The 24,649-nt window shown below is 63.9% G+C and carries 17 protein-coding genes (1 of these 17 cut by a window edge); 14 read left to right on the forward strand and 3 right to left on the reverse strand.

Annotated elements, in window-relative coordinates; translation table 11 throughout:
• Together Pan44_RS05760 and Pan44_RS05765 are read left to right on the forward strand one after the other, a co-directional pair.
• On the forward strand, positions 1-502 hold the 3' portion of the coding sequence (locus Pan44_RS05760) for an RNA polymerase sigma factor (RefSeq protein WP_145028146.1). 65 nt of this gene lie to the left of the window's left edge; only the last 502 of its 567 coding nucleotides appear in the window; its start codon lies off the left edge, out of view; its stop codon occupies positions 500-502.
• 56 nt (positions 503-558) lie between these two features.
• On the forward strand, positions 559-1,758 hold the full coding sequence (locus Pan44_RS05765) for a DUF1570 domain-containing protein (protein ID WP_145028148.1): 1,200 nt from the start codon (positions 559-561) through the stop codon (positions 1,756-1,758).
• Between the two features lie 18 nt (positions 1,759-1,776).
• On the opposite strand, the gene Pan44_RS05770 is transcribed toward Pan44_RS05765, so the two are convergent.
• Positions 1,777-3,036: a PQQ-binding-like beta-propeller repeat protein gene (locus Pan44_RS05770; RefSeq protein ID WP_197453890.1), complete on the reverse strand. Its 1,260-nt coding sequence runs from the start codon at positions 3,034-3,036 to the stop codon at positions 1,777-1,779.
• 358 nt (positions 3,037-3,394) lie between these two features.
• On the opposite strand from Pan44_RS05770, the gene Pan44_RS05775 reads away from it, so the two are divergent.
• The 9 genes from Pan44_RS05775 (at position 3,395) to Pan44_RS05815 (ending at position 19,032) form a co-directional block, all read left to right on the forward strand.
• The gene (locus Pan44_RS05775; RefSeq protein WP_145028152.1) at positions 3,395-3,673 is read left to right on the forward strand and encodes a ferredoxin family protein; all 279 of its coding nucleotides are present in this window, start codon (positions 3,395-3,397) and stop codon (positions 3,671-3,673) included.
• Positions 3,674-3,861: 188 nt separating this feature from the next.
• Positions 3,862-6,474, forward strand: a complete 2,613-nt coding sequence (locus Pan44_RS05780; protein ID WP_145028154.1) for a tetratricopeptide repeat protein — start codon at positions 3,862-3,864, stop codon at positions 6,472-6,474.
• A complete protein-coding gene (locus Pan44_RS05785; protein WP_145028156.1) occupies positions 6,471-7,334 on the forward strand; it encodes a DUF4159 domain-containing protein in 864 nt (287 codons plus the stop codon). Before Pan44_RS05780 ends, Pan44_RS05785 begins: the two co-directional genes overlap by 4 nt.
• Before the next feature lie 62 nt (positions 7,335-7,396).
• On the forward strand, positions 7,397-8,401 hold the full coding sequence (locus tag Pan44_RS05790; protein ID WP_145028157.1) for an AAA family ATPase: 1,005 nt from the start codon (positions 7,397-7,399) through the stop codon (positions 8,399-8,401).
• 168 nt (positions 8,402-8,569) lie between these two features.
• Positions 8,570-9,508, forward strand: coding sequence for a DUF58 domain-containing protein (locus tag Pan44_RS05795; protein ID WP_145028159.1), 939 nt, complete (start codon positions 8,570-8,572; stop codon positions 9,506-9,508).
• On the forward strand, positions 9,508-11,598 hold the full coding sequence (locus Pan44_RS05800) for a BatA domain-containing protein (RefSeq protein WP_145028161.1): 2,091 nt from the start codon (positions 9,508-9,510) through the stop codon (positions 11,596-11,598). Before Pan44_RS05795 ends, Pan44_RS05800 begins: the two co-directional genes overlap by 1 nt.
• Positions 11,595-15,656 (forward strand): hypothetical protein, encoded by a 4,062-nt coding sequence (locus tag Pan44_RS05805; protein WP_145028163.1) that lies wholly within the window; start codon positions 11,595-11,597, stop codon positions 15,654-15,656. The genes Pan44_RS05800 and Pan44_RS05805 overlap by 4 nt, the downstream gene beginning before the upstream one ends.
• Positions 15,653-17,998, forward strand: coding sequence for a glutamine amidotransferase (locus Pan44_RS05810; protein ID WP_145028165.1), 2,346 nt, complete (start codon positions 15,653-15,655; stop codon positions 17,996-17,998). The genes Pan44_RS05805 and Pan44_RS05810 overlap by 4 nt, the downstream gene beginning before the upstream one ends.
• Entirely contained in the window at positions 17,995-19,032 is a 1,038-nt protein-coding gene (locus Pan44_RS05815; protein ID WP_145028167.1) for a hypothetical protein, read from the forward strand. Before Pan44_RS05810 ends, Pan44_RS05815 begins: the two co-directional genes overlap by 4 nt.
• Before the next feature lie 119 nt (positions 19,033-19,151).
• Here Pan44_RS05815 and Pan44_RS05820 read toward each other — a convergent pair whose 3' ends face one another.
• The gene (locus tag Pan44_RS05820) at positions 19,152-21,140 is read right to left on the reverse strand and encodes an ATP-dependent helicase (RefSeq protein WP_145028169.1); all 1,989 of its coding nucleotides are present in this window, start codon (positions 21,138-21,140) and stop codon (positions 19,152-19,154) included.
• Positions 21,141-21,494: 354 nt separating this feature from the next.
• Between Pan44_RS05820 and Pan44_RS05825 the strand changes: the two genes are divergently transcribed.
• Together Pan44_RS05825 and Pan44_RS05830 are read left to right on the forward strand one after the other, a co-directional pair.
• Positions 21,495-22,499 carry a DUF1559 domain-containing protein gene (locus tag Pan44_RS05825; protein ID WP_145028171.1) on the forward strand — a complete coding sequence of 335 codons (1,005 nt, stop codon included), beginning with the start codon at positions 21,495-21,497 and terminating at the stop codon, positions 22,497-22,499.
• A gap of 109 nt (positions 22,500-22,608) precedes the next feature.
• The gene (locus tag Pan44_RS05830; protein ID WP_145028173.1) at positions 22,609-22,989 is read left to right on the forward strand and encodes an Ig-like domain-containing protein; all 381 of its coding nucleotides are present in this window, start codon (positions 22,609-22,611) and stop codon (positions 22,987-22,989) included.
• An 11-nt stretch (positions 22,990-23,000) separates the two neighbouring features.
• Here the strand turns inward: Pan44_RS05830 and Pan44_RS05835 are convergent, their stop codons facing one another.
• The gene (locus Pan44_RS05835; protein ID WP_145028175.1) at positions 23,001-23,549 is read right to left on the reverse strand and encodes a DUF456 domain-containing protein; all 549 of its coding nucleotides are present in this window, start codon (positions 23,547-23,549) and stop codon (positions 23,001-23,003) included.
• Between the two features lie 159 nt (positions 23,550-23,708).
• Between Pan44_RS05835 and Pan44_RS05840 the strand changes: the two genes are divergently transcribed.
• Positions 23,709-24,641: a DNA-methyltransferase gene (locus tag Pan44_RS05840; RefSeq protein WP_145028177.1), complete on the forward strand. Its 933-nt coding sequence runs from the start codon at positions 23,709-23,711 to the stop codon at positions 24,639-24,641.
• Positions 24,642-24,649 lie beyond the last annotated feature (8 nt).

Below are 24,649 nucleotides of genomic sequence, written 5' to 3' on the forward strand. Positions count from 1 at the left end.
GCAGGATTTCGTCGATCGCTTTATCGGGCTGTTCGTGCATGTCATCCAGCACACGGCCCATTCTCGAAGCATCCGGCTGACCGGCGATGACGTGGATGACCTGTGTGGTGAGATCTTTTACGCCATTCTGGCCAACGACTTCGCAGTTCTGCGGAACTTTCGCGGCCAAAGTTCTTTGGCCACATACCTTTCCGTCGTCGCCCGCCGTGTAACGGTGCGGGAACTGATCAAGCGCAGGAAGGCGGAGGCAATGGGGCATGTCAACGCCCATCAAGCCGCCCTGGAGCCCAACGACGCAGAGGGAGAGGAAATCGAAGAGCTGGCCCACCTGATGCACCAGCTCCCCCCGCGTGACGCGGAGGCGCTGCGGAAATACCACCTCGAAGGAAAGACGTACCGCGACATCGGACGCGAACTGGGAGTCGAGGAGAACTCAGTCGGCCCGATGCTGAGCCGCGCCCGGGAACAACTGCGTCGATTGCGCTGGGTGGCATCCGCGTGAGGCCGGATTGGGCCCAGGAGGACGCTACCGACCGGGCCATTGCGCGCTCCCCGCGCGTGCCAGATCGAGATGTCGGGCAGGGATCGTGGGCTCATCTCGGCCTGAGATTCATCCTGCCGGGCATTCTGCCCCTGCTGGTGATGTGCGGCCCCGTCGCAGGCCAGACCGCATCTCCGACGGTCGTGGTCACCCTGACTCCAGTGGAGGGCCGGCCCGAAAAGCTTGCAGGACGCGTGGTCGTCGAGGACCAGCAGGGGGGCGTGCTTCTCGAAGACGCAGTCGGCCAGTATTGGACGCTTGAGTCCAGGGAGATCGTGTCTCGAATGGCGGGAGACGCGGCCTTCCTGAGGGCCGGGACAAAGGACCTGGCTGAGAATCTGAAAGCGGCCGCGGGCGGGCCTGCGGTCATCGTCGAGACGAAACATTACGTGATCGTGTCACGAGCGAGCCGAGCCTACGCCAATTGGTGCGGATCGCTGCTTGAGCGGTTGAGGAACGGTTTCCTGGCCTACTGGGACCGCGAAGGCATTGAGCTCGAGCCAGGCGCCCCGCACCTGCCGGTCCTGATCCTGCAGAACAAGGGGCAGTTTCGCGAGTATGCCGTGCGGGACGGGGCCTCGGCCGCCGCAGAAACCGCCGGCTATTACTCGGCACGTACGAATCGAATCGTGCTGTACGATCTGACGGCCGACCTGGGTGGGCGGCCATTGGGAGAAGCGACGCAGCGTGAGGAGATCACGCGGCGGCTGTCGAAGTCGCCGGGGAGCGTGGCGACGGTGGTCCACGAGGCGGTCCACCAACTGTCGTTCAACTCGGGACTGCAAACGCGTTACGCGGACAACCCGATGTGGGCCAGCGAAGGACTGGCGATGTATTTCGAGACACCGGACCTGGGGGCCGGAACGCGCTGGACCACAGCGGGCAAAGTCAGTGTCTGGCGACTGGAGGAATTTCGCGGCTCGCTCACGAAGCGGCCGACCAACTCATTCATCTCGCTGATCGAGGGGGAAGAGCGATTCCGCGCCCCCGAGCAGATGACCGGGGCGTACGCAGAGAGTTGGGTGCTGGTCCACTTCCTGGCCACGAAGAAACGTGCGAAGTGGGCCGAATACCTCGGGGTGCTGCGCGCCAAACCGCCACTGATTTTCCAGACGCCGGAGGAACGCCTGGCGGAGTTCCGGAGCGTTTTCGGCGACGATCTGGCGGCCCTGGAACGGGAAATGGTGCAGCACGCCGCTGATCTGCGGCGGCGGTAGCAATCGCGGTGCTGCGGCTCAGTGCTTGCCGATGTCGAAGCGTTTGAGGGTCTGTTCATCGCGGACGAAGAGGCCTCCGGCCGAAAGCGCAGGCAAGGCTCGGATGATGCCGTTGAACGCCCTGAAGCGTGATCTCGGGGTGAATTTCTCGCGGTTCACATCCGCCAGGATCAGTTCCCCATCCGTCTTGGCGAGAATCAGCTTGCCGTCGGCCTTGATGGGCGTTCCGTAGCCGAAATCGGGAACGGACCAGAGAACTCGCTTTTCCAGCGAAGCGGCGAGCGGATCAATGCAGCGGAACTCAGCCGGAGGAACGTCATCACGTCCATGGAAGCCATACAGCAGACCGTCGGCTTCGACAGGCGTGGCATACTGGCTGGCGAGCGTGTCGGTATCCTCCCACACGATTTCGGCGGCGTGGGGCTTGAGGTCGAGGAGCACGCCACCAATCCCATAGCTGGCAGTCAGGAACAACCGCCCCTCGACCCGTGACGGGAGTGCGCCGTTCACCGTCGGGCCGCGCTGGCCGAACGGAACTTCCCAGACCAGAGCTCCGGTTGCGGGCTCGAGAGCCACACATTTGAGCCGGGTGATGACGATGGCGAGGTCGCGGTCTCCATCACGGATGAGAATGGGAGCGGAGTAGCTGGCCTGATCGGCAACCTGTTTCCAGAGGGGGGTGCCGGCCTTGAGGTCGAACCCGACAACCCCGGCTCCGGACTTCGCCCCGCCGACGTTCACAATGACGACCTGCCCGGCCACCAGCGGCGAGTTCCCGGCCCCGAAATAGCCTTCCTGACCGCCGAACTCCTGATGCGTGGCGTGTTTCCAGACGAGTTGGCCGGTGACCGCGTTACGAACGATCAGTAGCCCTTGCGGGCTGAACGTCACCACGTGCCCGTCGGCGACGGTCGGGACGCAGAGGGGGCCGTCACCCGATCCCACGCCAGGGGTGAAGGAGGTCGGATCGGCCTGTTTCCAGATCGTCTTCCCGGTCGTCGAATCCAGGGCCTCGAGAACATCGAAATCGCCCTGACGATGGAACAGGTACGCTCGGGGACCCACGACAGCCAGCCCGGCGTAGCCCGGACCAACTTCTTTCTCCCAGGTGACGACAGGTCCCGCGGCCGGCCAGGCATCGGCCAGTTTTTCGTCGATGGCCGCCCCCGTCCTGTTCGGGCCGAGGATCTGCGGCCAGTCGCCCGCGTGCACGGCCGCGAAGTTCGTGGCCAGGCCGCAGAGCAGTATCAGGGATGGCCTGAGAACATCGCGCCACATAGGACCCCTCCTGGGAATGAATGGCCGTTCGGTCGGTGTTCTCATTCAAGCAGGAACTGCGCCTGGTGGCGACCGAACGACGAGCCGGAGTTGAGCGAAACAGCGAGTGGGCCTCGAAAGTCACCGACTGACATCTGTTCTCAGTTGCGGCAACGCGACGAACGCTCCTTGACACCCTGTTACAGGCAGCGCTAGCATTTTTCGCACTGCTGCGGCCGACACGTGGTTCGCTGTGGAAGTGGTTGGCGACCAGGACCCGGAAAATGGGAGGCCGGTCGCCGGATTTGGTCGAGCAGGATACGGTTCCGGCCGATAGTCGTTTTCGAGGAATCTGGACGCTTCGACTCGAGGAAACACAATGGCACACGTCGTCGCTGAACCCTGCTTTAATTGCAAATACACAGATTGCGTCGTCGTCTGCCCGGTGGAATGCTTCTACGAGGGTGAAGCCATCCTCTACATCCACCCGGATGAGTGCATCGACTGCGAAGCCTGCGTGCCGGAATGCCCGGTGGCTGCGATCTTCCATGAAGACAACCTTCCCGAGGAGTGGAAGCCCTTCAAGGAACTGAACGCCGAGATGGCGCCGCAGTGCCCGGTGATCACGGAGAAGAAAGAGCCGATGGCCGGGAACTGATCGCCCAACCTGAAAACGCGCTTACACGCACCCCGGCCGCCCTCAGGCGGCCGGGGTGCTTTTCTGTTGCAGGTTGCTCTACGGACGGCGAACGCTAGGATCAAAGATCGAAAGGCGGACTGCTGCTGTGTGCGGTGTCGCACGGCCGGGGGAACAGATCGCCGGACTGACCTAGCGAGCCTCGGCCTATGTGGCGGCTGGATCTGCGGCGGGTCTCGGCAAGTGCCTGGTTCTTCCTCCTGGCGCTGGGATCGAGTTGCTTCCTCGTCCCTGACCATTCTTTCGCCGAAGACTATCGCGACCTTCAGAAGCTGTACCGCGCCGGGGACTACCAGAAGTGCGCCGAAACAGCGGTCAAAGTTTCCCAGGACCGGCCGGCCGATGAAGACGTCTGGGCGATCAAGATCCGGACGGAGATGGAACTCGGCCGCTATGCCGAGGCGCTGACGACGCTGGAGAGCGGACTCCGGGCGTTGCCGATGAGCGTCCGGTTGAGATGGCTGGGGCGGAGCGTCTATCGATTCAACGGCAGGTCGGATCGCGCACGGCTGATGGAATCCGAGATCGGGGCCCTGCTGCAGCAGGTGGCCTGGCGGTATGGCGACCTGCAGAGTCAGCTCGTGCTCGGCGAGTTCTTCCTGTCGCAGAGAGTCGACCCGAAGAAGGTGCTCGACGGCATTTACAACATTCTCAAGAAGCGGGTGCCCAGCGCGGTCGAGCCGGTCATCGCCTGCGGTGATCTGGCGCTCGAGAAGCAGGATTTCGCCCTCGCGGCGAAACATTTCGAGCAGGCGCTCAAGATGGACGAGGCGAATCCCGACGTCCATTTCGGGCTGGCGCGGGCGTATGCCGAGAGTGAAGGAGACCGGGCGTCGAACGAATTGAAAGCGACGCTGGAACTCAACCCGAACCACGTCCCCGCCCTCCTGATGATCGCGGACGGGCACATCGACGCCGAGCGCTACGTCGAAGCGGGTGAGGCGCTTGCGCGCGTCGAGTCAATCAACGCAAAACATCCGCTTGCGGCGGCCTACCGTGCGGTGATCGCTCATCTGCGCAACGAAGCCGACACCGAACGCCGGGCTCGACAGCTCGCGCTCAGCACGTGGACAGAGAATCCGCAGGTGGATCACCTGATCGGGCGAAAGCTGTCGCACAAATACCGGTTCGCGGAGGCCGCGGCCTGTCAGCGGCGGGCCCTGGAACTGGATCCAACGTTCAACGCGGCGCGTCTGCAACTCGCGCAAGACCTTCTGCGCCTCGGCCAGGAGGAGGAAGGCTGGAAGCTGGCCAGGGCCGCGTCCGACGATGACGAGTACAACGTCGTTGCGCACAACCTCGTCGCCCTCGAACAGAACCTGGCCAGATTCCGCACGCTGGAAGAGGACGGCTTTCTTCTCCGGATGGAGGCGCGCGAAGCGGAGATCTACGGTCCGCGAGTGCTGGACCTGGTGAAGCGGGCAAAGGAAACCCTGGCTGCGAAATACCACGTCGAGCTGCGGCAGCCGATCGTGATCGAAATGTTTCCCCGGCAGTCGGACTTTGCGATCCGCACGTTCGGGCTGCCGGGAGGGGCGGGCTTCCTGGGTGTCTGCTTCGGAACGGTGATCACGGCGAACAGCCCGGCTTCGCAGGGGGAGAATCCCTCCTGCTGGGAAGCGACCTTATGGCATGAGTTCTGTCACGTCGTGACGCTCTCGAAGACACGCAACAAGATGCCGCGGTGGCTCAGCGAAGGGATCTCCGTCTATGAGGAAGGCGTCGAAAACCGTACATGGGGACAGGCGCTGACGCCGCAATACCGGCAGATGCTTCTTGGAGACGACTTCACTCCGCTCAGCCAGCTGAGCGGAGCGTTCCTGCATGCGCAGTCTCCGCTGCACCTGCAGTTCGCGTATTACGAATCGGCACTGGCCGTGGAGCATCTCGTGGCCGCGTATGGTCACGAGGCCCTGGTCGCAATTCTGGACGACCTGGGCCAGGGACTGGCAATCAACGATGCGCTGGAACGGCGGTGCGCGGGGCTGGAGAAACTGGACCGCGAGTTTGCGGAGTTTGCACGGAAGCGGGCTGGCGAACTGGGTCCGATGGCGGACTGGTCAGAGCCCGAGCTTCCCCGCCGGGCCGATGAGGCCACGATCAAGACGTGGTTGAAGGATCACCCGTCCAACTACACGGGGCTGTCGCGTCTGGCCCAGGTCCAGATGGCGACGAAATCCTGGGACGCCGCGATCGCGACGCTCGAGAAAATGCGGTCGCTCTACCCGGAGGACGTGCGCGTCTATTCGCAGCTGGCGACCGTTTATCACGAGCAGGGTCGGAACTCCGAGGAGTTCGCGGTGTTGAAGCGTCTGGTGGAGCTCACCAACGACGATCTCGACGCCTTCGCGCGGCTGGCCCGGCTTGCAGCACAGTCCGAGGACTGGAAAACGATGGGAGACATGGCGAACCGCTGGCTGGCCGTGAACCCTCTGCAGCCCGGAGTGCATCGGCTGGCGGCCGACGTGGCCGAGAAGCTGGGCGATACGAAACTGGCGATCGGCAGCTACGAATCGCTGCTGGCGCTCGACCCGATCGACCCGGCCGGACTGCACCTGCAGCTGGCGACCGTGCGGGAACGGCAGGGCGACCTGGCCGCAGCGCGCCGGCATGCCCTACTGGCGCTGGAAGAGACGCCGCGATTCGCTGCGGCCCACGAGCGATTGCGTTCGATCGTCGAAAGACTGAGGTCCACGCCGGCGGAGGATGCTCCCCCTCCTCCCCCGGTGGCGACTCCGCTGACGATGAGGAGAGCGTCATGAATTCGTCCACCCGGAACTCCCCTGCACGCAGTCGCCGGGTCTTGCTGGCACTGGGAGCGATCGTGTTGATGGGGAGCGCTGCGGCCGTGGCGCAATGGGGACGGGGCCGGCGCGGATACGAGAGCGATCCGCGGAATGGCGTCCCGACCTGGGAGACCTCCGAACGGTTCAAGCACGACGTGTTCACGTTCGCACGCGTCCGATTCAGTTCGTATGGCGGCCGCGGTGGATGGGGGGACGGATACGACCGGGGCAAGTGGCGGACCGACTATCCCGACAGCGACCTGAACTTCTCCTACAGGCTGCACCAGCTGACGGCGCTGGAAACTGATCCGAACGGCGTGATCCTCGACCTCACCGACGAAAAGCTGTTCGACTATCCGTGGCTGTACATGATCGAGCCGGGGAGCATGGTGCTCAGCGAGGAGGAGGTAAACGGCCTGCGCAGGTATCTGCTGAACGGCGGATTCCTGATGGTCGACGATTTCTGGGGAACGGACGAATGGGAGCAGTTCTACTCGCAGATCAAGCGGGTGTTCCCTGACCGCGAACCGGTCGAGCTGCCGCTCGAGCACGAAATCTTCCACTGCGTGTACGACCTCTCGAAGAAGCCGCAGGTCCCCAGCATCCACGCGTGGGAACGGGGCTTCACGTCCGAGCGCGGCTGGGACAGCGAGGAAGTGCACTACAAGGGGATCTTCGACGACAAGGGACGGATGATGGCGATCATCTGCCACAACACCGATCTTGGCGACGGCTGGGAGCGTGAAGGAGAGAGCCCGGAATACTTCAAGGAGATGGCGGAGAAGTGGTCGTATCCGCTGGGGATCAACATCGTGACCTACGCGATGACGCACTGAAACAGCGGGTGGTTGAGAGTAACAAGAAGAACCTGAACGCCGGACGCTGAACCTGAGGCCTTATGGATTATGAATCTGAGAAGCAGGCGGTGGAAATGCTCCGGGCGGGCCGGGCGAAGATTGACGCCGAGCTTTCCAAAGCAATTGTCGGCCAGTCCGACGTGGTCGAGCAGCTTCTGATCAGCCTGTTCGCCGGTGGGCACTGCCTCATCACCGGCGCTCCCGGACTCGCAAAGACGCTGCTCGTGCGATCGATCGCGCAGATCTTCCATCTGAAGTTCCAGCGAATCCAGTTCACGCCAGACCTGATGCCGGCGGACATCACCGGAACGGAAATCCTCGACCACGGCGAAGGGGGCCGCCGGCAGATGCAGTTCGTCCAAGGGCCGATCTTCGGCAACGTGATCCTGGCCGACGAAATCAACCGCACGCCGCCAAAGACACAAGCCGCTTTGCTGGAAGCGATGCAGGAACACCAGGTGACGGTGTCGGGCAAGTCGTACCCTCTGGAAGAACCGTTCTTCGTCCTGGCGACACAGAACCCGATCGAGATGGAAGGTACCTATCCGCTCCCCGAGGCCCAGCTCGACCGGTTCATGTTCAACGTGTTGATCGACTACCTGCCGGAAGACGACGAAGTCGCGGTCGTGAAGCAGACGACGTCGCGCAGGCCGGAGAAGATCGAACCGCTGTTCACGGGCGAGGACGTGCAGCGATTTCACGAGATCGTGCAACGAACTCCGATCGCCGAAGACCTGATCCGCTACGCCGTCCGTATTTCCTCGGCGACCCGACCGGGCCGGTCGTCATCACCGGCATTCGTGAATGAGTGGGTGAGTTGGGGCGCCGGAACGCGCGCCGCGCAGTACATCGTGCTGGGAGCGAAAGCGCGGGCGCTCCTGCAGGGGCGGACGCATGTGGCCGCCGAAGACATCCAGCGACTCGTTCATCCCGCGCTCAGGCATCGCGTGCTCGTCAGCTACCGGGCCGAAGCCGAAGGAGTGACGGTGGACAACGTCATCAGCCGCGTTCTGGAAACCGTGCCAGTGCCCGGGAAGGGACAGTAAGACGATGTCTCCCCAAGTCCTTCTCCCCGCAACGGGCCACCCCTTCGTCTCGCGAGCTGCTGCGGGGAGAAGGTGGTCGACAGGCCGGATGAGGGGACACTACGGCGCACATGTCGCTTCGGGCCTGAATCACTCCCGCTCCACGATCAGGGCGTGGGAGAGGGTGGAATGAGCGCACGCCCCGCCTTCATCGATCCCGCCGCGCTGATGCGCATCCGCAACCTGGAGTTGCGGGCGAAGTCAGTCGTCGAAGGGTTCATGAGCGGCCTGCACCGGAGCCCCTACCACGGGTTCTCCGTCGAGTTCACCGAGTATCGGCAGTACGTTCCGGGAGACGACCTGCGGTACCTCGACTGGAGGAGATTTGCGCGGAGCGACCGGGAGTACATCAAGCGATTCGAAGATGAAACGAACCTGCGGGCGTGGATGCTGGTGGATCTCAGCCGGTCGATGGGGTTCGGCTCGCTGGCGTACAACAAGGCGGAATACGCCAAGACCGTCGCAGCCACGCTGGCCTATTTCCTCTCGCTGCAGCGGGATGCCACGGGACTGATTACCTTTGACCAGACGCTCAAGGAATATCTTCCCGCGCGGTTCCGCCCCGGACATCTGCACCGGCTGATGATGTGCCTGGAGAGATCGACCGCCGGCACGGGAACGGACCTGATCGCCCCGCTCGACCAGGTCGCCCAGATGGCGTCGAAACGGGGCCTGGTCGTCCTGCTCTCGGACATGCTGGCGCCGGTCGCCGATCTCGAGCGCAACCTGGGTTATGTCCGCTCGCGCGGACACGAAGTCGCAATCCTGAGAATACTCGATCCGGCAGAACTCGATTTCCCGTTCGATCAGCCCGCCATGTTCCACGACCTGGAGTCCGGGCGTGAGCTGTACGTCGATCCACAATCGGCCCGGGCGACCTACCAGGAGAAATTCCGGGCGCACCAGGCTGACCTCCAGCAGGCCTGCGACCGTCAGGGGATCACGCTGTACACCCTCCGGACGGACGAACCGGTCGAACGATCTCTGTTCGATCTGCTGAGCGCCCGAATGCGGGGAGGCCGGACGACGCGACGGGCATCCTCCACCGGCGCACGGGGGGGGCGTTGATGGGCCTGCTCTCGCCCCTCTACCTGCTCGGTCTCACAGCGCTTGCGCTCCCGATCCTGTTTCACCTGGTGCGGCGCACGCCGAAAGGACGACAGGACTTCAGCTCGCTGATGTTCCTGCAGCCGACGCCGCCGATCCTGACGCGACGAAGCCGGCTGGATCAGCTGCTCCTCCTGCTACTCAGGCTGGCGGCGCTGGCCCTGCTCGCCTTCGCGTTCGGGCGTCCGTTCCTGCGGGAATCGGCCACGCTGCCATTCGACGCCGTTCCCGGGCGCCGGCTGGCGCTGCTGGTCGACACCAGCGCCAGCATGCGACGGGGTGATCTGATGCTCCACGCCAGGCGCGCTGTGGAGAATGTGCTCGACGACCTCGGGCCGGACGATGAATTGTCGCTGTACGTCTTCGGAGACCGCTGCCGCCGTTTGATTGGGCCTTCCGAGATCGAAGCCTCCGCCGGCTCCGACAAATCGGCCGTGGTGAAGAGCCGTCTGCCGGAGGTCGTACCTGACTGGACCGCCGGCGACCTGGGGGGCGCCCTCGTGATGGTCGCCGGAGAACTTGACTCGTCCACCGACGTCGACCAGTCGGCCGCGGATCCCGAGATCATCGTGATCACCGACGCCCAACAGGGAAACCGGATCGAGGCACTGCAGGCATTCGAGTGGCCGCCGCGGGTCCGGGTCAGCGTGCTGCCCGTGTTGCTCAAGGAGACAACGAACGCCCAGGTGACGCTTCTGGAATCCGTCGACAACGGGCCGGCCGCCGATCCGCGGGTGCGCATTGCGTCGTCGGCCGATTCGACGAAGGAAGAGTTCAAGGTGCGGTGGGATGCCCCGGGCGTGAGCGCGAACAGCGTCTTCGCCAGCGCCTACGTGCCTCCGGGGCAAAGCCGCGTCGTGAAACTTCCCCGCCCCGAAGCGAGCGTCACGGCCGATCGGGTTGTCCTTGAAGGAGACGACCAGCAATTCGATAACACCTGGTACGTCGCGCCCCCCCGCAAAGAAAAGCTCGCACTTCTGTACGTCGGGGACGACGACGTGGCGGACGCTAACGGGCAGCGCTACTACCTCGAACTGGCGATCGCCGGCGACCCGCTGCGGGAAGTGACGATCACCCGGGTTTCCGCGGCGACCGACCTGGCGGACAGCGAGGCGCGACTGGTGGTGGTGAACGGCGCCCTGCCGAAAGACCTCGAATCGCCGTTTCATGCTCATGTCGAGGCGGGCGGAGTCGTGCTATTCGCGCCGGCGACGAGGGAACAGGCCGAGGCGGCGCTCGCAGGCTGGAAGGGCGTCTCGCTTCAGGAGACTCAGGCCCCACGCCGGGAGGGACAGTTCTCACTGCTCGGCCAGATCGATTTCACCCATCCGCTGTTCACGGCGTTCGCGAATCCGCGCTACAGCGATTTCACCAAGATCCACTTCTGGACGCGGTGGGCGGTGGAGGTCGAGTCAGGCGACGGCCCCACGGTCATCGCCCGCTTTGATGACGGAAGCCCGGCGGTCATGGAGCGCCGCCTCGGAAAAGGACGGCAGATTTTTCTCGCGGCGTCATGGAGGCCGGATGACAGCCAGCTTGCGCTCTCGAGTAAGTTCGTGCCGCTGGTTGGAGCCCTGATGGACCTGGCCTACGGACGTTCCGGGAACCTGGCGGGCGTGGCGATCAACGAGCCGGTTCCGCTCACCGAGTGGCGCGGCTCAAAGGCCGTGGCCGTGATCGCGCCGGAAGGAAAGCGGACTGACCTTGCGGACGGGGCGACAGAGTTCCGCGAGACTTCGCAACCGGGAATCTACCGCCTGGTGTATGGCGTCGAGGAGCTTCCGTTCGCGGTGAACATGGCCGCGAGTGAAAGCAACACGGCTCCAATGGACGTCGCCCAGTTGGGACAGCTGGGAGTAAGGATGGGCGTCGAGAAGACGCGTCTCGAGCGGGCGGAAGCGATTCGCCAGCAGCGCGACGTCGAACTTGAAGCTCGACAGAAGCTATGGCGGTGGGGGATCATTCTGTTGCTGGGAGTGCTGATCGTGGAAACCTGGTGGGGCGGCGTGCGTTCGCAGGCTCCACTCGCGGCCGTCGAGGTGGGGACATGATGCACCGGCGCTTGCACGATGAACTGGCCCAGGTCGCCTCCCGCTACCGCCGCCTTCGGCTGTGGCGGGGCCTGGCGATTGCCTGGCTGGCGGCGGCCGCTGCAGGCGGCATCGCCTGGGTGCTGAGCCCAATGATGCAGGTCTCCGTTCGCGCCGGGGCGCCGCTGCTCGCGGCCGTCGGGTTCCTGCTGGCTGGCATCATGGTCTGGCGGTCGCTCGTCGTCGCCCGCAATCACCTGTGGATCGCGAGGCAGGTCGAGCAGAAATACCCCGAACTGAAAAGCTGCCTGCTCGCCGCGATCGAACAGGAGTCGGAACCTTCTAGCGGCCGCTTCGGGTATCTGCAGTCGCATGTCATTCACGAGGCGCTCGATCACGCGCGAGCCAGGCCCTGGGCCGACGTCGTTCCCCGGCGGCGGATCGCCTGGGCCATGGCCTCGTCGGCCTGTTCGCTCGCCATGCTGGTCGCGGCCATCATCGCCCTGGGAACTTCGGCCGGACCGCAACAGGCACAAGCATCGGTCGGCAAGGCAGGTCGTCCCGATCTCCAGGTCACCGGCCAGTTCGGCGTGAGGATCGAACCGGGGAATACGGAGGTCGAGCGAGGCTCGAGCCTGCTCGTGCTCGCCCGCATCACCGGCCCCGTTCCGCCGGAAGCGGCGTTGACGGTCCAGCAGTCCGGAAAAGAACCGGCCACGCTCGCGATGAATCGCAGTCTGGAAGATCCGCTGTTCGGAACGCGCATTCCCGATATCCGTGAGCCGCTCGACTATCGCGTGGAAACGGGCGGCATGCTGAAGGGGCCGTTCCATGTCGACGTGTTTGAGTATCCGCGTGTCGAAAAGGCTGATGCCGAGCTCGTCTATCCGGCCTTCACGAAACTCGAACCGAAGTTGGTGCAGGATGTTCGCACCGTGACAGTCGTCGAAGGGACGACCATCCATCTGACGTGCCATCTGAATAAGGCAGTCGCTTCGGCCGTGCTGCTGGAAGGCGAGACCCCCGCGTTCGAACTGCAGCCGGTCTCCGGAGACAAACCCGCGATGCGGACGACGATTCTGGCCGACCGCTCGCGCAAGCTGGCGCTGAACCTCGTCGACGACAAGGGGCGGAAGAACAAGGTCTCGTGGAACTTCACGGTCAACGTCGTTCCGAACAACCCGGTCGTGCTGAAGCCGGTCTTCCCGGGAAGAGACATGGAGGTGTCGCCGCTTGAGGAAATGGACCTCGCGGCCACGGCCTGGGACGACTTCGGGGTCGAGAAGTTTGGAATCAGCTATTCGCTGGCTGGGAAGGAGCCGGTCGAACTGGTGCTCGGAGAGCATGGAAAGGCGCGGCACAAGAACGAACTGGCGCACCGTGTGGAACTCGAAACGCTGGGCGCCGCTCCAGACGACCTCCTGAGCTATCACTGGTGGGCCGAGGACCTCGATTCCTCAGGGCAGGTCCGCCGCGTGGAAGGCGACATGTACTTCGCGGAGGTCCGCAAGTTCGAGGAGATCTTCCGCGAAGGAGAAGCCCAGGCCCGCGGCCAGCAACAACAACAGCAGCAACAGGGACAAGGGCAGAACGAACAGTCGGCCGAACAGCTCGCGCAGCTGCAGAAAGAAGTCATCAACGCGACGTGGAAGCTGGTCCGTCGTGAACATCCAGGAAAACTGACGGAGAAATTTCCGGACGATGTGGAAGGCGTGCGTGCCGGGCAGCTGTCGGCACTCGAGAAGGCCGCGGCGCTCGGTGAGAAGGTCACCGATCCGAAGTCGATGGCGTTCGCCGAGGGCGCAGTCCAGCAGATGGAAGAAGTCGCCAATCAGCTGACGACCGCGAAGGAGACCTCCGATCCGGCGCCGCTGAAGCCGGCGCTCGCGGCCGCTCAATCGGCCTACCAGAACCTCCTCAAGCTGCGGGCCCGGGAACACCAGGTCACCCAGCAGCAGCAAAGTCAGTCCTCCTCACGGTCCCAATCACGGTCGCAGCAGCAGCGCCAGCAGATGCGGCAGCTCGATCTCAAGAAGCAGGACAACCCTTATGAGTCGCAGCGAACGGCCAGCGAGAACCAGCAGGAGACGGCCGAACAGCGGGAAGACCGGCAGGCCCTGAACCGCCTGCGCGAACTGGCCCGCCGCCAGCACGACCTCAACGAGCGACTGAAGGAACTGCAGGCCGCCCTCGAAGAGGCGAAGTCGGAGAATGAAAAGGAAGAACTGCGACGGCAGTTGAAGCGTCTGCAGGAAGAACAGCGACAGGTCGTCCAGGATGCGGACGAGCTGGCTTCCCGCATGGAGCAGCCCGAGAACCAGGAGCGAATGGCCGAGCAGCGTCAGCAACTCGAGCAGGCGCGCGACCAGGCACAGCGAGCCTCGGAAGCCATCGAGCAGGAGATGGCCGGTCAGGCCGCGGCCAGCGGAACCCGCGCCGAACAGGAGTTCGAAGATCTGCGGGAAGAGTTCCGAAGGCGATCGTCGAACCGCTTCGCGGAAGACGTGCGTCAACTCTCCGACGCGGCCAATGAGCTGGATCAGAAGCAGAAAGAAATCGCCCGGCAGATGGGGAGCGAACCCGATCCGGAGCAAGAGGCCGGACCGAAGTCACTGGCCGACAACGAGAACAAGGACCAGACAGCCGAGGAACTGGCGCGGCAGCGACAGCGATTGTCGACGCTGCAGGAGCGGATGCGCAAGACGATCGAAGAAGCCGAACAAGATGAGCCGCTGCTGACGAAGCGTCTGTATGACGCCGTCCGCGACCTGCAGGACCAGAACGTCGAACAGGCCCTGGCAGGGACTGAGCAGTCATTGCGGCGTGGCTTCAGCGATGACGCGAAGCAGCTGGAACGGGTTGCCTCTCAGGGGATCGAAAAGCTCAACGAGAACATGAAGTCGGCTGCGGAGGCCGTGCTGGGCGACGACACGGAAGCCTTGCGTCGGGCCCGCGAGGAACTCCAACGGCTGGCCCAGGAGCTGAATGACGAAATCGCCCGCAACGATCCGAACGGTGAGCCGCAAAACCAGGGGGAACGACCGGGGCAGAATCCCCAGGGGGCCGAGGGACGGGCCGCACGGCCGGGCGAGCAGGGAACGCAACGAGCGGGAGAATCGCCAACAGTTCCTTCGATTCCGGGTTTTAACAACCCTGCCGCCCAACCGCCGCGCGACGGCCAGCCCATGCCGGGCGAAGGCCAGCCGAACCAGGCATCGCAAGGTCGCCCCGGCGAGCAGCCGAACCAGGACGGCCAACGACCCCAACAGCCAGGCGGCCGCGCGCCGTCGCAGTCCGCCGAACAATCGACGCAGGAGGGGCGACAGGGGCGAGGACGTCCACAACAGGGCCAGCTGCCGGGCGAAGGCGAACAACAGGCCGATTCTCCGATGTCGCCTTCGACTCCGATGCAACCGATGGGCGAGCAACCCGGCCAGCAGCCAGGTGAGCAACCGGGCCAGCAAGGCTCGCCGAGTGGTCAGAGCCAGCGTCCCGGCGGCGGTCAGGGTGCATCACCGCAGCCCGGACAGTGGCAGGGGGGACTGCCGCAGCCAGGCCAGGGGCCAGGGCAAGATCAGGAGGGCCAGCCTGAACGAGGTGAGCCCCGGGACGGCCAGCGCGGCCCTGACGGGGGCGATCGTCAGCCCCGCGGCCCCCGTCGACTCGACGGCGATCCCAATGGGGGCGGCTTCACCTCCGGCGGCGGCGAGTTCAATCCGGAACCAGCCCGCCCCAGGCGTTCTCCCATCACCGGCGACGACTTCCGTGAATGGTCGGATCGGCTTCGCGACGTCGAAGAAATGGTCAGCGATCCCGAGCTGCGCGCTGAAGCAGCCCGGATCCGGGAGCGGGCCCGCGGCATCCGCAGCGATGTGAGGCGACATTCCGAACAACCAAAGTGGGATGTGATTCGACGGCAGGTGGCTGAACCGCTTCTCAGCCTCCGCGACCGCGTGGCCGACGAAGTCGTCCGACGAGCGTCCAGGCAGGCCGTGGTTCCGCTCGACCGCGATCCTGTTCCGCCCGAGTACGCCGAGAAGACGCGGGCGTACTACGAAAGGCTGGGGACCGGCCGATGATGCTGGCGGACATCATCTTCGCAGGCAGGGCGTGGTGGCCCTGGGCAGTCGGTCTGTCAGTCGTGGCGCTCGTCGCGATTTGGTGGAGCTATCGCGGCACGCTTTCGGTGAGCATCGCCCGCTGGATCGCCCTGGCACTCAAAGCCGCGGCCATCCTGGCGCTGGCCACCTGCCTCGTCGAGCCGCTCGTCACTGGAACACGCCCCCGTCCGGGGAGCAACCTGTTCCTGGTCGTCGCCGACAACAGTCGCAGCCTGCAACTGGCGGGCACTCCCGGGCAGACCCGCGGCGAGCAACTGTCCGCGAAACTGAAGGATGGCCAGGAATGGTCAACTCGGCTCGAGCAGGATTTCGAACTCCGCCGTTACACCGTCGATTCCACGCTCCATCCCGTCAGCAGCTTCAAGGAGATTCCGTTCGACGGCGAGGCATCCGCGATCTCCGGCTCGCTGACCGCACTGCGGGAGCGTTTCCGCGATCTGCCCGTCGCGGGCATCCTGTTGCTGACGGACGGCAATGCGACCGACCTGGAATCGAATCCACTCGATGCCAAAACGCTCCCGCCCGTTTATCCGGTGATGCTGGGCTCCGAGGATGAGCTTCCCGACGTGTCGCTCACGCGCGTCCAGGTCAGCCAGACGAATTTCGACGCGGCACCGGTGACGATCCACGCCGAGATCGAAGCCCGGGCCGTCGGCGATCGCAAACTCCTGGTGCGGGTTCTGGGCGAAGATGGCAAGGAAGTCGAACGCCGCACCGTCAAAACCGAACCTGGAAAGACGCTCGCCGAACGATTCCTCATCAAGCCGGACAAAGTCGGCGTCGTGTTCTACACCGTTAAAGTCGGGCTGGAAGGTGAAGAGCAGGCTGGAACTCCGGACGCTCCCCAATCGGCCGAGGCTACGCTGGCGAACAACTCGCGACTGGCGATGGTCGATCGCGGAGGAGGCCCCTACCGCGTGCTGTATGTCTGCGGCCGGCCGAACTGGGAGTTCAAATTCCTTCGGCGGTCGATCGAGGACGATGACGAAGTGAATCTCGTCGGCCTCGTGCGAATCGCCAAAAAGGAGCCGAAGTTCACGTTCCTGGGACGGGCGGGCGAGCGGACCAATCCGCTGTTCCGCGGCTTTGGCAACAAGGGAGATGAGAGTCTCGAGGAATACGACCAGCCGGTGCTGATGCGCGTCACCGACGAACAGGGCGAACTGACGGGGGGCTTCCCGAAATCGGCCGAAGAGCTCTATCGCTACCACGCGGTTGTCCTCGATGACATCGAATCGGCATTCTTCTCGCAGGACCAGCTGTCGCTGCTGCAGAAATTCGTCAGTCAGCGGGGTGGCGGACTGCTGATGCTCGGAGGCAGTGCGTCGTTCGCGGAAGGAAACTGGCAGTGGACGACGGTGGGGGAAATGCTGCCCGTTTATCTCGATCGCGGCGGACCCGCGGCCACGGAAGACGTCCGCCTCAAGCTGACTCGCGAAGGCTGGCTGCAGCCATGGGTCCGCGTCCGCTCGACTGAGCCCGAGGAGGAGACGCGTCTCGCCGGAATGCCGGCCTTCAAATCGCTCAACTCCATCAACTCCATCAAGCCCGGCGCGTCGGTGCTGGCCCAGGTGGAATCGGTGGAGGGACACGTCCATCCCGCTCTCGTCGTCCAGCAGTTCGGCCTGGGACGGAGCGCGGCCCTGCTCGTGGGCGACCTGTGGCGCTGGCATCTCAAGCGTCCGGAAGGAGCAGTCAGCGACCTGGAGAAGTCGTGGCGGCAGACGGTGCGATGGCTGGTTTCTGATGTGCCACGGTCGGTCGACGTCACTGTCCGGCGAACCGCGACCGGATCCGCGCCGGGCATCGAGCTTGCCACGAAAGTGCGAGACAAGGCGTTCGAGCCCCAGGACAACGCAACTGTCACTGCAACGGTCAGGACGCCCGACGGGAAAGACGTCGAACTGACGACCGAGAGCAGTGGAAAGACGGCCGGCGAATACCTGACGACGTTCATCCCGCGATCCGCCGGTGCCTATCGGGCCACGGTGGTCGCGAAAGCGGAAGACGGCAGCGAGATCGGACGGCGGGAAATGGGCTGGACCGTCCAACCGGAGACCGAAGAGTTCAAATCGCTCGCCGCGAACAAGGCGTTCCTGGAGACCCTCGCGACCGAATCGGGCGGGGAAATGGTCGAACTCGACCGGCTCGACCGGTTCGTGTCGACATTGCCCAACCGGAAGATCCCGGTCACCGAGTCATGGACCTACCCATTCTGGCATCAGTCGGGCGTGTTTACCTTCGTGATGTTCTGCCTGGCGGGAGAATGGCTGCTCAGGCGCTGGAAGGGATTGCCATGACGCTGATCGGCAACCTCGCGGCCAGAATGGCGACGTGCGCGTTCCTGCTGTCGCCCGGCATGGCGGCCTCAAACGCCGCCGAGGCGGCGCCGAAGCAGACGGTGATTGTCGCCGTCGGGGCAGAAGGCTCCGAGGAGTTTCGTGAGCCGTTCCGAACGTGGGCCGGACGCTGGCGCGCCGCGGCCGAGAAAGGCCAGGCGGAGTTCCACGTCGTCGGGCTCGATCCGGAATCGGGCGTGAGTGATCGGGACCGCCTGAAAGGGTTGCTCGCGCGTCACGGCGCCGCCTCGCCCGAGCCGCTGTGGCTGATCCTGATCGGACACGGGACGTTCGACGGCAAGTTGGCCCGCTTCAACCTGCGCGGCCCGGATCTCTCGAGCGGCGAACTGGCCGAGATCGTCAAGCCGGTCGCCCGGCCTCTTGCCATCGCCGACTGCTCGTCCTCCAGCGCGCCGTTCCTGGCCGAGCTTTCGGGACGCAACCGCGTCATCATCACGGCCACGCGCAGCGGTCATGAGTACAACCTGGCGCGGCTGGGGGACTTCCTGTCCGCGTCGATCAACGACCCCGACGGCGACCTCGACAAGGACGGCCAGACATCGCTGCTGGAGGCGTTTCTCCTGGCGTCGAACCGCGTGCAGGAGTTCTATGCGGCGGAATCGCGACTGGCGACGGAGCACTCCCTCGTCGATGACAACGGGGACAAGCTGGGAACGCCCCCTGACTGGTTCAAGGGAACGCGGGCAGTGAAGACGGCCAAAGATGGGACGCCGCCCGACGGCCGGCTGGCGCAGACATTCGTTCTCGTGCGAAGCGAGGCCGAAGCCAGGCTGTCGCCCGAGCAAAGGGCGCGGCGCGATGAACTCGAACGTCAACTGGCCGACGTCCGCGGGAAAAAGTCGAGCCTCGCCGAAGACGAGTACCTCGATCTCATCGAGCCGCTGCTGCTGGAACTCGGAACGATCTCCGCGACTGCATTGAAGGACGCGCCAGGCGACGAGGCACGCCTCACGAAGCCTGCCACGACGCCTTGAACCCTCTGCTCAGTCCTCTCCTGGATCGCCCCCGCGACCTCAAACAACGCATCTCCAGCCGCGGTTATTCGAGAATCATCGTTGGCAACGAGCATCGTCTGCCCGGGCCAACGTAGCGTTCACTCGTTCTCTCCGGCTTCCTCGGCCTCTTCCGCTTCGAGCGCTTCGTCGCTGCGCATCTCGCGGAGAAAGCGGGAAGGCACGGTCGGCCGACGGCTGCCCCACTTGATGCGGGACTCGGCTCGACTCATCGTCAGGAATTCCTGCGCGCGGGTGATTCCGACATAGCACAGGCGACGCTCTTCTTCGATCGCCTGGGCCGTGTCCGCGTCGACCGACCGCTTGTGCGGGAGGATGTTCTCCTCCATGCCGACCATATACACCCGCGGAAACTCCAGCCCTTTGGCGGAGTGCAGAGTCATCAATTTCACGGCGTCTTCGGCGGCCTGCTTTTCCTTGTCGGGTTCGTCGTCGCGACCGTTGAGGGCGCAGCCGTCGAGGAAGTCGGTCAGCGTGGGATCGGACGATTTCTCAAGATAGCCGGCCACCGCATCGACGAATTCGTCGACGAAGCCCTGCCGCATCAGCTGGGCCTGCGGATCGGGATACTGCTTTTCGATCTCGCGGTCGTAGTGAATCGCTTCGATCAGCTCGCGGACAATGACGTCCATCTGCCGCGCGTTCTCCTCGAAACGCCGGGTGTACGTCTGCAGCAGCCGATGAAACTCGTCCAGCGCCGCCGCGGCCTTCTTCGAGACCTCTCCCTGGGCAGCCGTCTCCCTGGCGACGACCCAGAAATCGCGCCCGTCGCGGGTCGCCTTCTCGAGAATCTTGCTGCTCGTGGAGTCGCCGATGCCACGGGGAGGGACGTTGATGATCCGGAGCAGCGAGGCCTCGTCGGTCGGCCGGTCGATCGCCTTGAGGTAGCACATCAGATCCTTGATCTCTTTGCGATCGAAGAACGACTGGCTGCCGATCAGCGTGTACGGAATTCCCTGGCGGCGGAGTTCCGATTCGAATATGCGGGGCTGCTCGTTGGTGCGAAACAGGATCGCGAAGTCGCGGGCCGGAATCCCCTTCTTCTGGATGTAGAACCGGATCTCGAAGACGGTCTTCTCCGCTTCCAGGTTCTCGTCGTCATACTTCACGAAGCGGACTTCATGGGCCGATTTTTTGCTCGCCCGGAGCACCTTCCCATGCCGGCCGCGGTTGTGACGCACGAGCCGGTTCGCGCACTCGAGGATGTGGTCGGTGCATCGGTAGTTGTCCTCCAGGCGGACAATCTTCGCGCCGGGGAAATAGCGGCCAAAATTCAGGATGTGCGCCACATCCGCCCCGCGCCAGCCGTAAATCGACTGGTCGTCGTCGCCCACCACGCACAGGTTCTTGTGCTTAGCGACGAGCGCTTCGATCAGCCGGAACTGGATGCCGTTGGTGTCCTGGTACTCGTCGATCTGGACATGCGAAAACCGCTGCTGATGCTTGTCGAGAATGTCGGGATGTTCTTCGAACAGCTCCGCCGTGAGCAGCAGCAGGTCGTCGAAATCGACCGAGCCGGTCGCCTTGAGCTTCTGCTGGTATTTCCGGTACGCCATCGCGGCGAGGTACTGCTTGTCGTCGGCCGCGGCCGCGGCGGCTTCGCCGGGAGGAAGTCCGGCCGACTTCCATCCGCTGATGATCGACAGCATGTCCCCCGGCTTGAGCGACTTTTCCGTGACGCGGATATCGCGCAGCGTTCCCCGGGCGATCGACTCCTGATCGCCCCGGTCGAGGATCGTGAATTTCCTGGGATAGCCCAGACGCTCGATATCCGACCGCAGAATCTGCACGCAAAGTGCATGAAAAGTCGAGATCCACGGACGGGCCTTGAGCTTTCCTCCGCCCAGGATCTGTCGAGTCCGTTCCCCCATTTCCTTCGCAGCCTTGTTGGTGAAGGTCACTGAGAGGATGCGGTCCGGAGCGACTCCGCTGGCGATGAGCTGCGCCATGCGGATGGTGATCACGCGGGTCTTGCCCGTCCCCGCGCCGGCCAGGACGAGCATCGGGCCATGCAGATGCTGGACGGCTTCGCGTTGTGGAGGGTTGAGCGAACGAAGATCGGGAAACATCAGTGACCGCAATCAGCAGACAAAGCTCCGGCAGTCGTCGCCGAAGCAGCCCACTGCCGAATGGCAGGGGCGAAAGCCGTAAAAAAACGATGAGGGCGACGATCGACGTCTTGTTTCGACTCGGCGCGGGGCGTCTAATTTCGCCTCGAACTCTAGGTGCTTGTCTCGTTGGTCGCCATCGCTGCCGGCCGGTTTGAGGCAAACTAGCACTTCCGCGATGGCTCTACGCCACGACGGTGAGCTCACCGAACTTGAAAGAACGCCCATTGCCCGCCTGTTTTCACAGGCGATGCTGTGTGTTCTGCCGAAAAAGCTGATCACGTCTGGTTCTTCGTTGTCGTTTCGGGGGAAGTCATGAAGAGTCGCGTTCGCGGGTTTACGTTAATCGAGCTGCTGGTGGTCATCGCGATCATCGCCATTCTGATCGCCCTGCTCCTCCCGGCCGTTCAGCAGGCCCGTGAAGCCGCCCGGCGCACTCAGTGCAAGAACAACCTGAAGCAGATCGGCCTCGCGCTGCACAACTACGCCGACATCTACGGCTCCTTCCCGATGGCCTACGTCGACACCGGCATGACGAACAACGGCAGCCGGATGGACGGCGGCTGGAGTTGGGCGTCGATGATCCTGCCGCAGATCGATCAGGCCCCGTTGTACAACCAGTTCAACTTCAACTTCCTGCCGCATGGCGAGGGAAACAGCTTCCCGCAGGTCGTCGCGAACAGCCGGTTGTGCGCAACTCCGCAAACGGCGTTCTCCTGCCCGACCGACATCAAGGCGACCACGTTCGCCAAGCACTCTCCTGGAACGACCGGCTACATCTCGGCCATGGCGACGTCGAGCTACTCGGGCGTGCACGGTCCCTTTGCAGGCGATCCCTGCACGACCGGACCGTTCAACTTCACGCCTCCCCAGGCGATCCTCGGCACATTCAGCACGAACACGTGCCGCAGCTTCCGTGATTTTACGGATGGGACCTCGAACACCACCGTCGTCGGCGAGGTGTCCGCCCAGATGCAGAACCCGTCACACCCCAATTCGATGCTCTACGGCAGCGTCGTCGAGAACGGCGGCGCGAACTGCACCACGAATTCGATCGGCTCGGCCGGCATGTACCAGCATGCCCGGGGTTGCATCGCCAAGCTGAACGCCCCGCTGTCGCTCGGCGGCCTGTTTAAGGCGTTTTCCAGCGGTCATACCGGCGGCGCGCACTTCACGATGGGCGACGGGAGCGTCCGATTCCTCAGCGAGAACATCGACCACACCGGCACCGACTATGCGGGCTACAGCGCCAGCAACAATTTCGGAACTTATCAGCGACTGGCCGGCATCAAAGACGGTCTGGTCATCGGCGAGTTCTGATTTCGGAGTTCGCGGCCGATGCGGTCGCGGCATGCTTTCGCATCACGCGGCGCGTTTCAAATGCGCCGCGTGATCTTTTCGATTCACTTCAGTCGATACGGACTTTTCCATGAGGCGGCAGGCGTTTCTGGCGGGTTGCTTCGCGTTATTCCTGGCTGGCTGCGGCAGCGACGGTCCCCAGCTTTGTGAGGTCGTCGGGACCGTCACACTTGACGGCGCTCCGATCGAAGGTGTGGAGCTGACGTTCGTTCCGCAGAACGTGCCGGCGACGATGCTATCGTATGGCCGTACCGACGCCGCGGGCCGCTACGAGCTTGCCTTCACTGCCGCCAAGACGGGAGCCATCCCGGCCACGCACCACGTCCGCGTCGACATACCCGGCGGAAAATCCATGGCGAAAATCAACAAGAAGTATCAGCCGGAGGGGACGATCACCAAAGAAGTCAAAGACGGCCATAACGTGATCGACATCGAGCTCTCAAGCCCCTGATCGGCGGACGCTCAGAAGAAGTAAGCCGCCGTTGCGACAATCACCATCGCGAGGCCGAGAAGCAACTTGCCGATCGTGCCGAAAACGCGTCCCGTCGCGGCTGCCTTTCCAATGGCCACCCGCTCGACCATCGTCCGTCCGAGCTGGCCTTCGCCAATCCACGCGCCGGCGAAGGCGCCGCCCGCGGCGCCAGCGATGGCGCCGATCATCGATCCGAACACGGGAATCGGCACACCAAGAAACGCCCCGGTGATGCTTCCGGCGATCGCCCCCAGCATTGAGAACGCCGCTCCGCGCCGTGAGCCTCCCGCATTCTTCGCGAGCATGGCCGCAGCGCTCGTCTCCCAGATTTCTCCGAGCACCGCCATTCCCGCGAGCACCCCGACAGTCGTCCAACCCAGCCCGAGAGAGCCGGTGCTCGGGAAGAACTGACAGGCCAGCGCCGTCAGTGCCACGATTACCCACGTCCCGGGCAGCCCGAACCACGTGCCGACCCACGCCGTCGTGTTGGCGAAGCAAAGGGCGATGCCGGCGAAGATGTAGAGGGCGGTCGAGGACATTCGTGGGGCAAGTCGAGGATTTCTGATTATGGAGAACGCTCGCCGGCCGGTCAGGGTTCATTCCAAAGAAAGTCGGAATTCCACCCTGCTTGCGATGCCGGGGTGGGGTCGGTACGTTCGGCCGTCTGAATTCTGCAGAAATCTCGCTTGAGGGATCGCGTGGCTCTTTCGTTGAACGACATTCACCACGGCGACTGCGTCCAGCTCCTGCAATCGCTGGAACCTGGGTCGATCGACCTCGCCTTCGCCGATCCCCCGTTCAACATCGGCTACGACTACGACGTCTACGACGACAGGCAGGAAGCGGCCGCGTATCTCGAGTGGTGCGAAAAATGGATCTCCGGCGTCTACCAGGCCCTCAAACCGACGGGCACGTTCTGGCTCGCCATCGGCGATGAATACGCGGCCGAACTCAAGGTCGCGTCCCAGAAGCTCGGGTTCACCTGCCGCAGCTGGGTCATCTGGTATTACACGTTCGGAGTGAACTGCAAGAACAAGTTCAGCCGCTCCCACGCCCACCTGTTCCACTTCGTCAAAGACGCGAAGTCGTTCACATTCAACGCCGACGACATCCGGGTCCCCTCCGCACGAATGCTGGTCTACGGCGACGGGCGGGCCAATCCCAGGGGACGACTTCCCGACGATACGTGGATCCTCCGCCCGCAGGATCTCCCCGAAGGCTTCGGCGCCTCCGAAGACACCTGGTACTTCCCGCGTGTGGCCGGAACCTTCAAGGAACGGGCCGGATTTCACGGCTGCCAGATGCCCGAGCAACTGCTGGGACGCATTGTCCGGGCCTGCTCCAATGCCGGAGAATCGGTTCTCGATCCGTTCTCCGGAAGCGCGACGACGCTGGCCGTCGCCAAGAAGCTCGGCCGTCGATTCATCGGATTCGATCTCTCGCCGGAGTACATCGCTCGCGGTCGCGACCGACTCGCGGGAATCAACGCGGGCGATGAACTCGATGGCGCGCCCGAGCCACTCGTGAGCGCTCCCAGCACGGAAAATGGACGACGCCTGGATGATCCGGAACGCACCAAACGCAAGCGGACTGCCAGGAAGTCGGCCACGGAGCAACTCTTCGGCGAATGAGGCCGCCA

Origin of the sequence: Caulifigura coniformis, from assembly GCF_007745175.1 — a bacterium.
Lineage (GTDB): Bacteria > Planctomycetota > Planctomycetia > Planctomycetales > Planctomycetaceae > Caulifigura > Caulifigura coniformis.

Coding starts and splice junctions, on each gene's coding strand:
- Pan44_RS05770 (WP_197453890.1), bottom strand. CDS start 3,036: ATGTGGCGCGATGTTCTCAGGCCATCCCTGATACTGCTCTGCGGCCTG.
- Pan44_RS05775 (WP_145028152.1), top strand. CDS start 3,395: ATGGCACACGTCGTCGCTGAACCCTGCTTTAATTGCAAATACACAGAT.
- Pan44_RS05780 (WP_145028154.1), top strand. CDS start 3,862: ATGTGGCGGCTGGATCTGCGGCGGGTCTCGGCAAGTGCCTGGTTCTTC.
- Pan44_RS05785 (WP_145028156.1), top strand. CDS start 6,471: ATGAATTCGTCCACCCGGAACTCCCCTGCACGCAGTCGCCGGGTCTTG.
- Pan44_RS05790 (WP_145028157.1), top strand. CDS start 7,397: ATGGATTATGAATCTGAGAAGCAGGCGGTGGAAATGCTCCGGGCGGGC.
- Pan44_RS05795 (WP_145028159.1), top strand. CDS start 8,570: ATGAGCGCACGCCCCGCCTTCATCGATCCCGCCGCGCTGATGCGCATC.
- Pan44_RS05800 (WP_145028161.1), top strand. CDS start 9,508: ATGGGCCTGCTCTCGCCCCTCTACCTGCTCGGTCTCACAGCGCTTGCG.
- Pan44_RS05805 (WP_145028163.1), top strand. CDS start 11,595: ATGATGCACCGGCGCTTGCACGATGAACTGGCCCAGGTCGCCTCCCGC.
- Pan44_RS05810 (WP_145028165.1), top strand. CDS start 15,653: ATGATGCTGGCGGACATCATCTTCGCAGGCAGGGCGTGGTGGCCCTGG.
- Pan44_RS05815 (WP_145028167.1), top strand. CDS start 17,995: ATGACGCTGATCGGCAACCTCGCGGCCAGAATGGCGACGTGCGCGTTC.
- Pan44_RS05820 (WP_145028169.1), bottom strand. CDS start 21,140: ATGTTTCCCGATCTTCGTTCGCTCAACCCTCCACAACGCGAAGCCGTC.
- Pan44_RS05825 (WP_145028171.1), top strand. CDS start 21,495: ATGAAGAGTCGCGTTCGCGGGTTTACGTTAATCGAGCTGCTGGTGGTC.
- Pan44_RS05830 (WP_145028173.1), top strand. CDS start 22,609: ATGAGGCGGCAGGCGTTTCTGGCGGGTTGCTTCGCGTTATTCCTGGCT.
- Pan44_RS05835 (WP_145028175.1), bottom strand. CDS start 23,549: ATGTCCTCGACCGCCCTCTACATCTTCGCCGGCATCGCCCTTTGCTTC.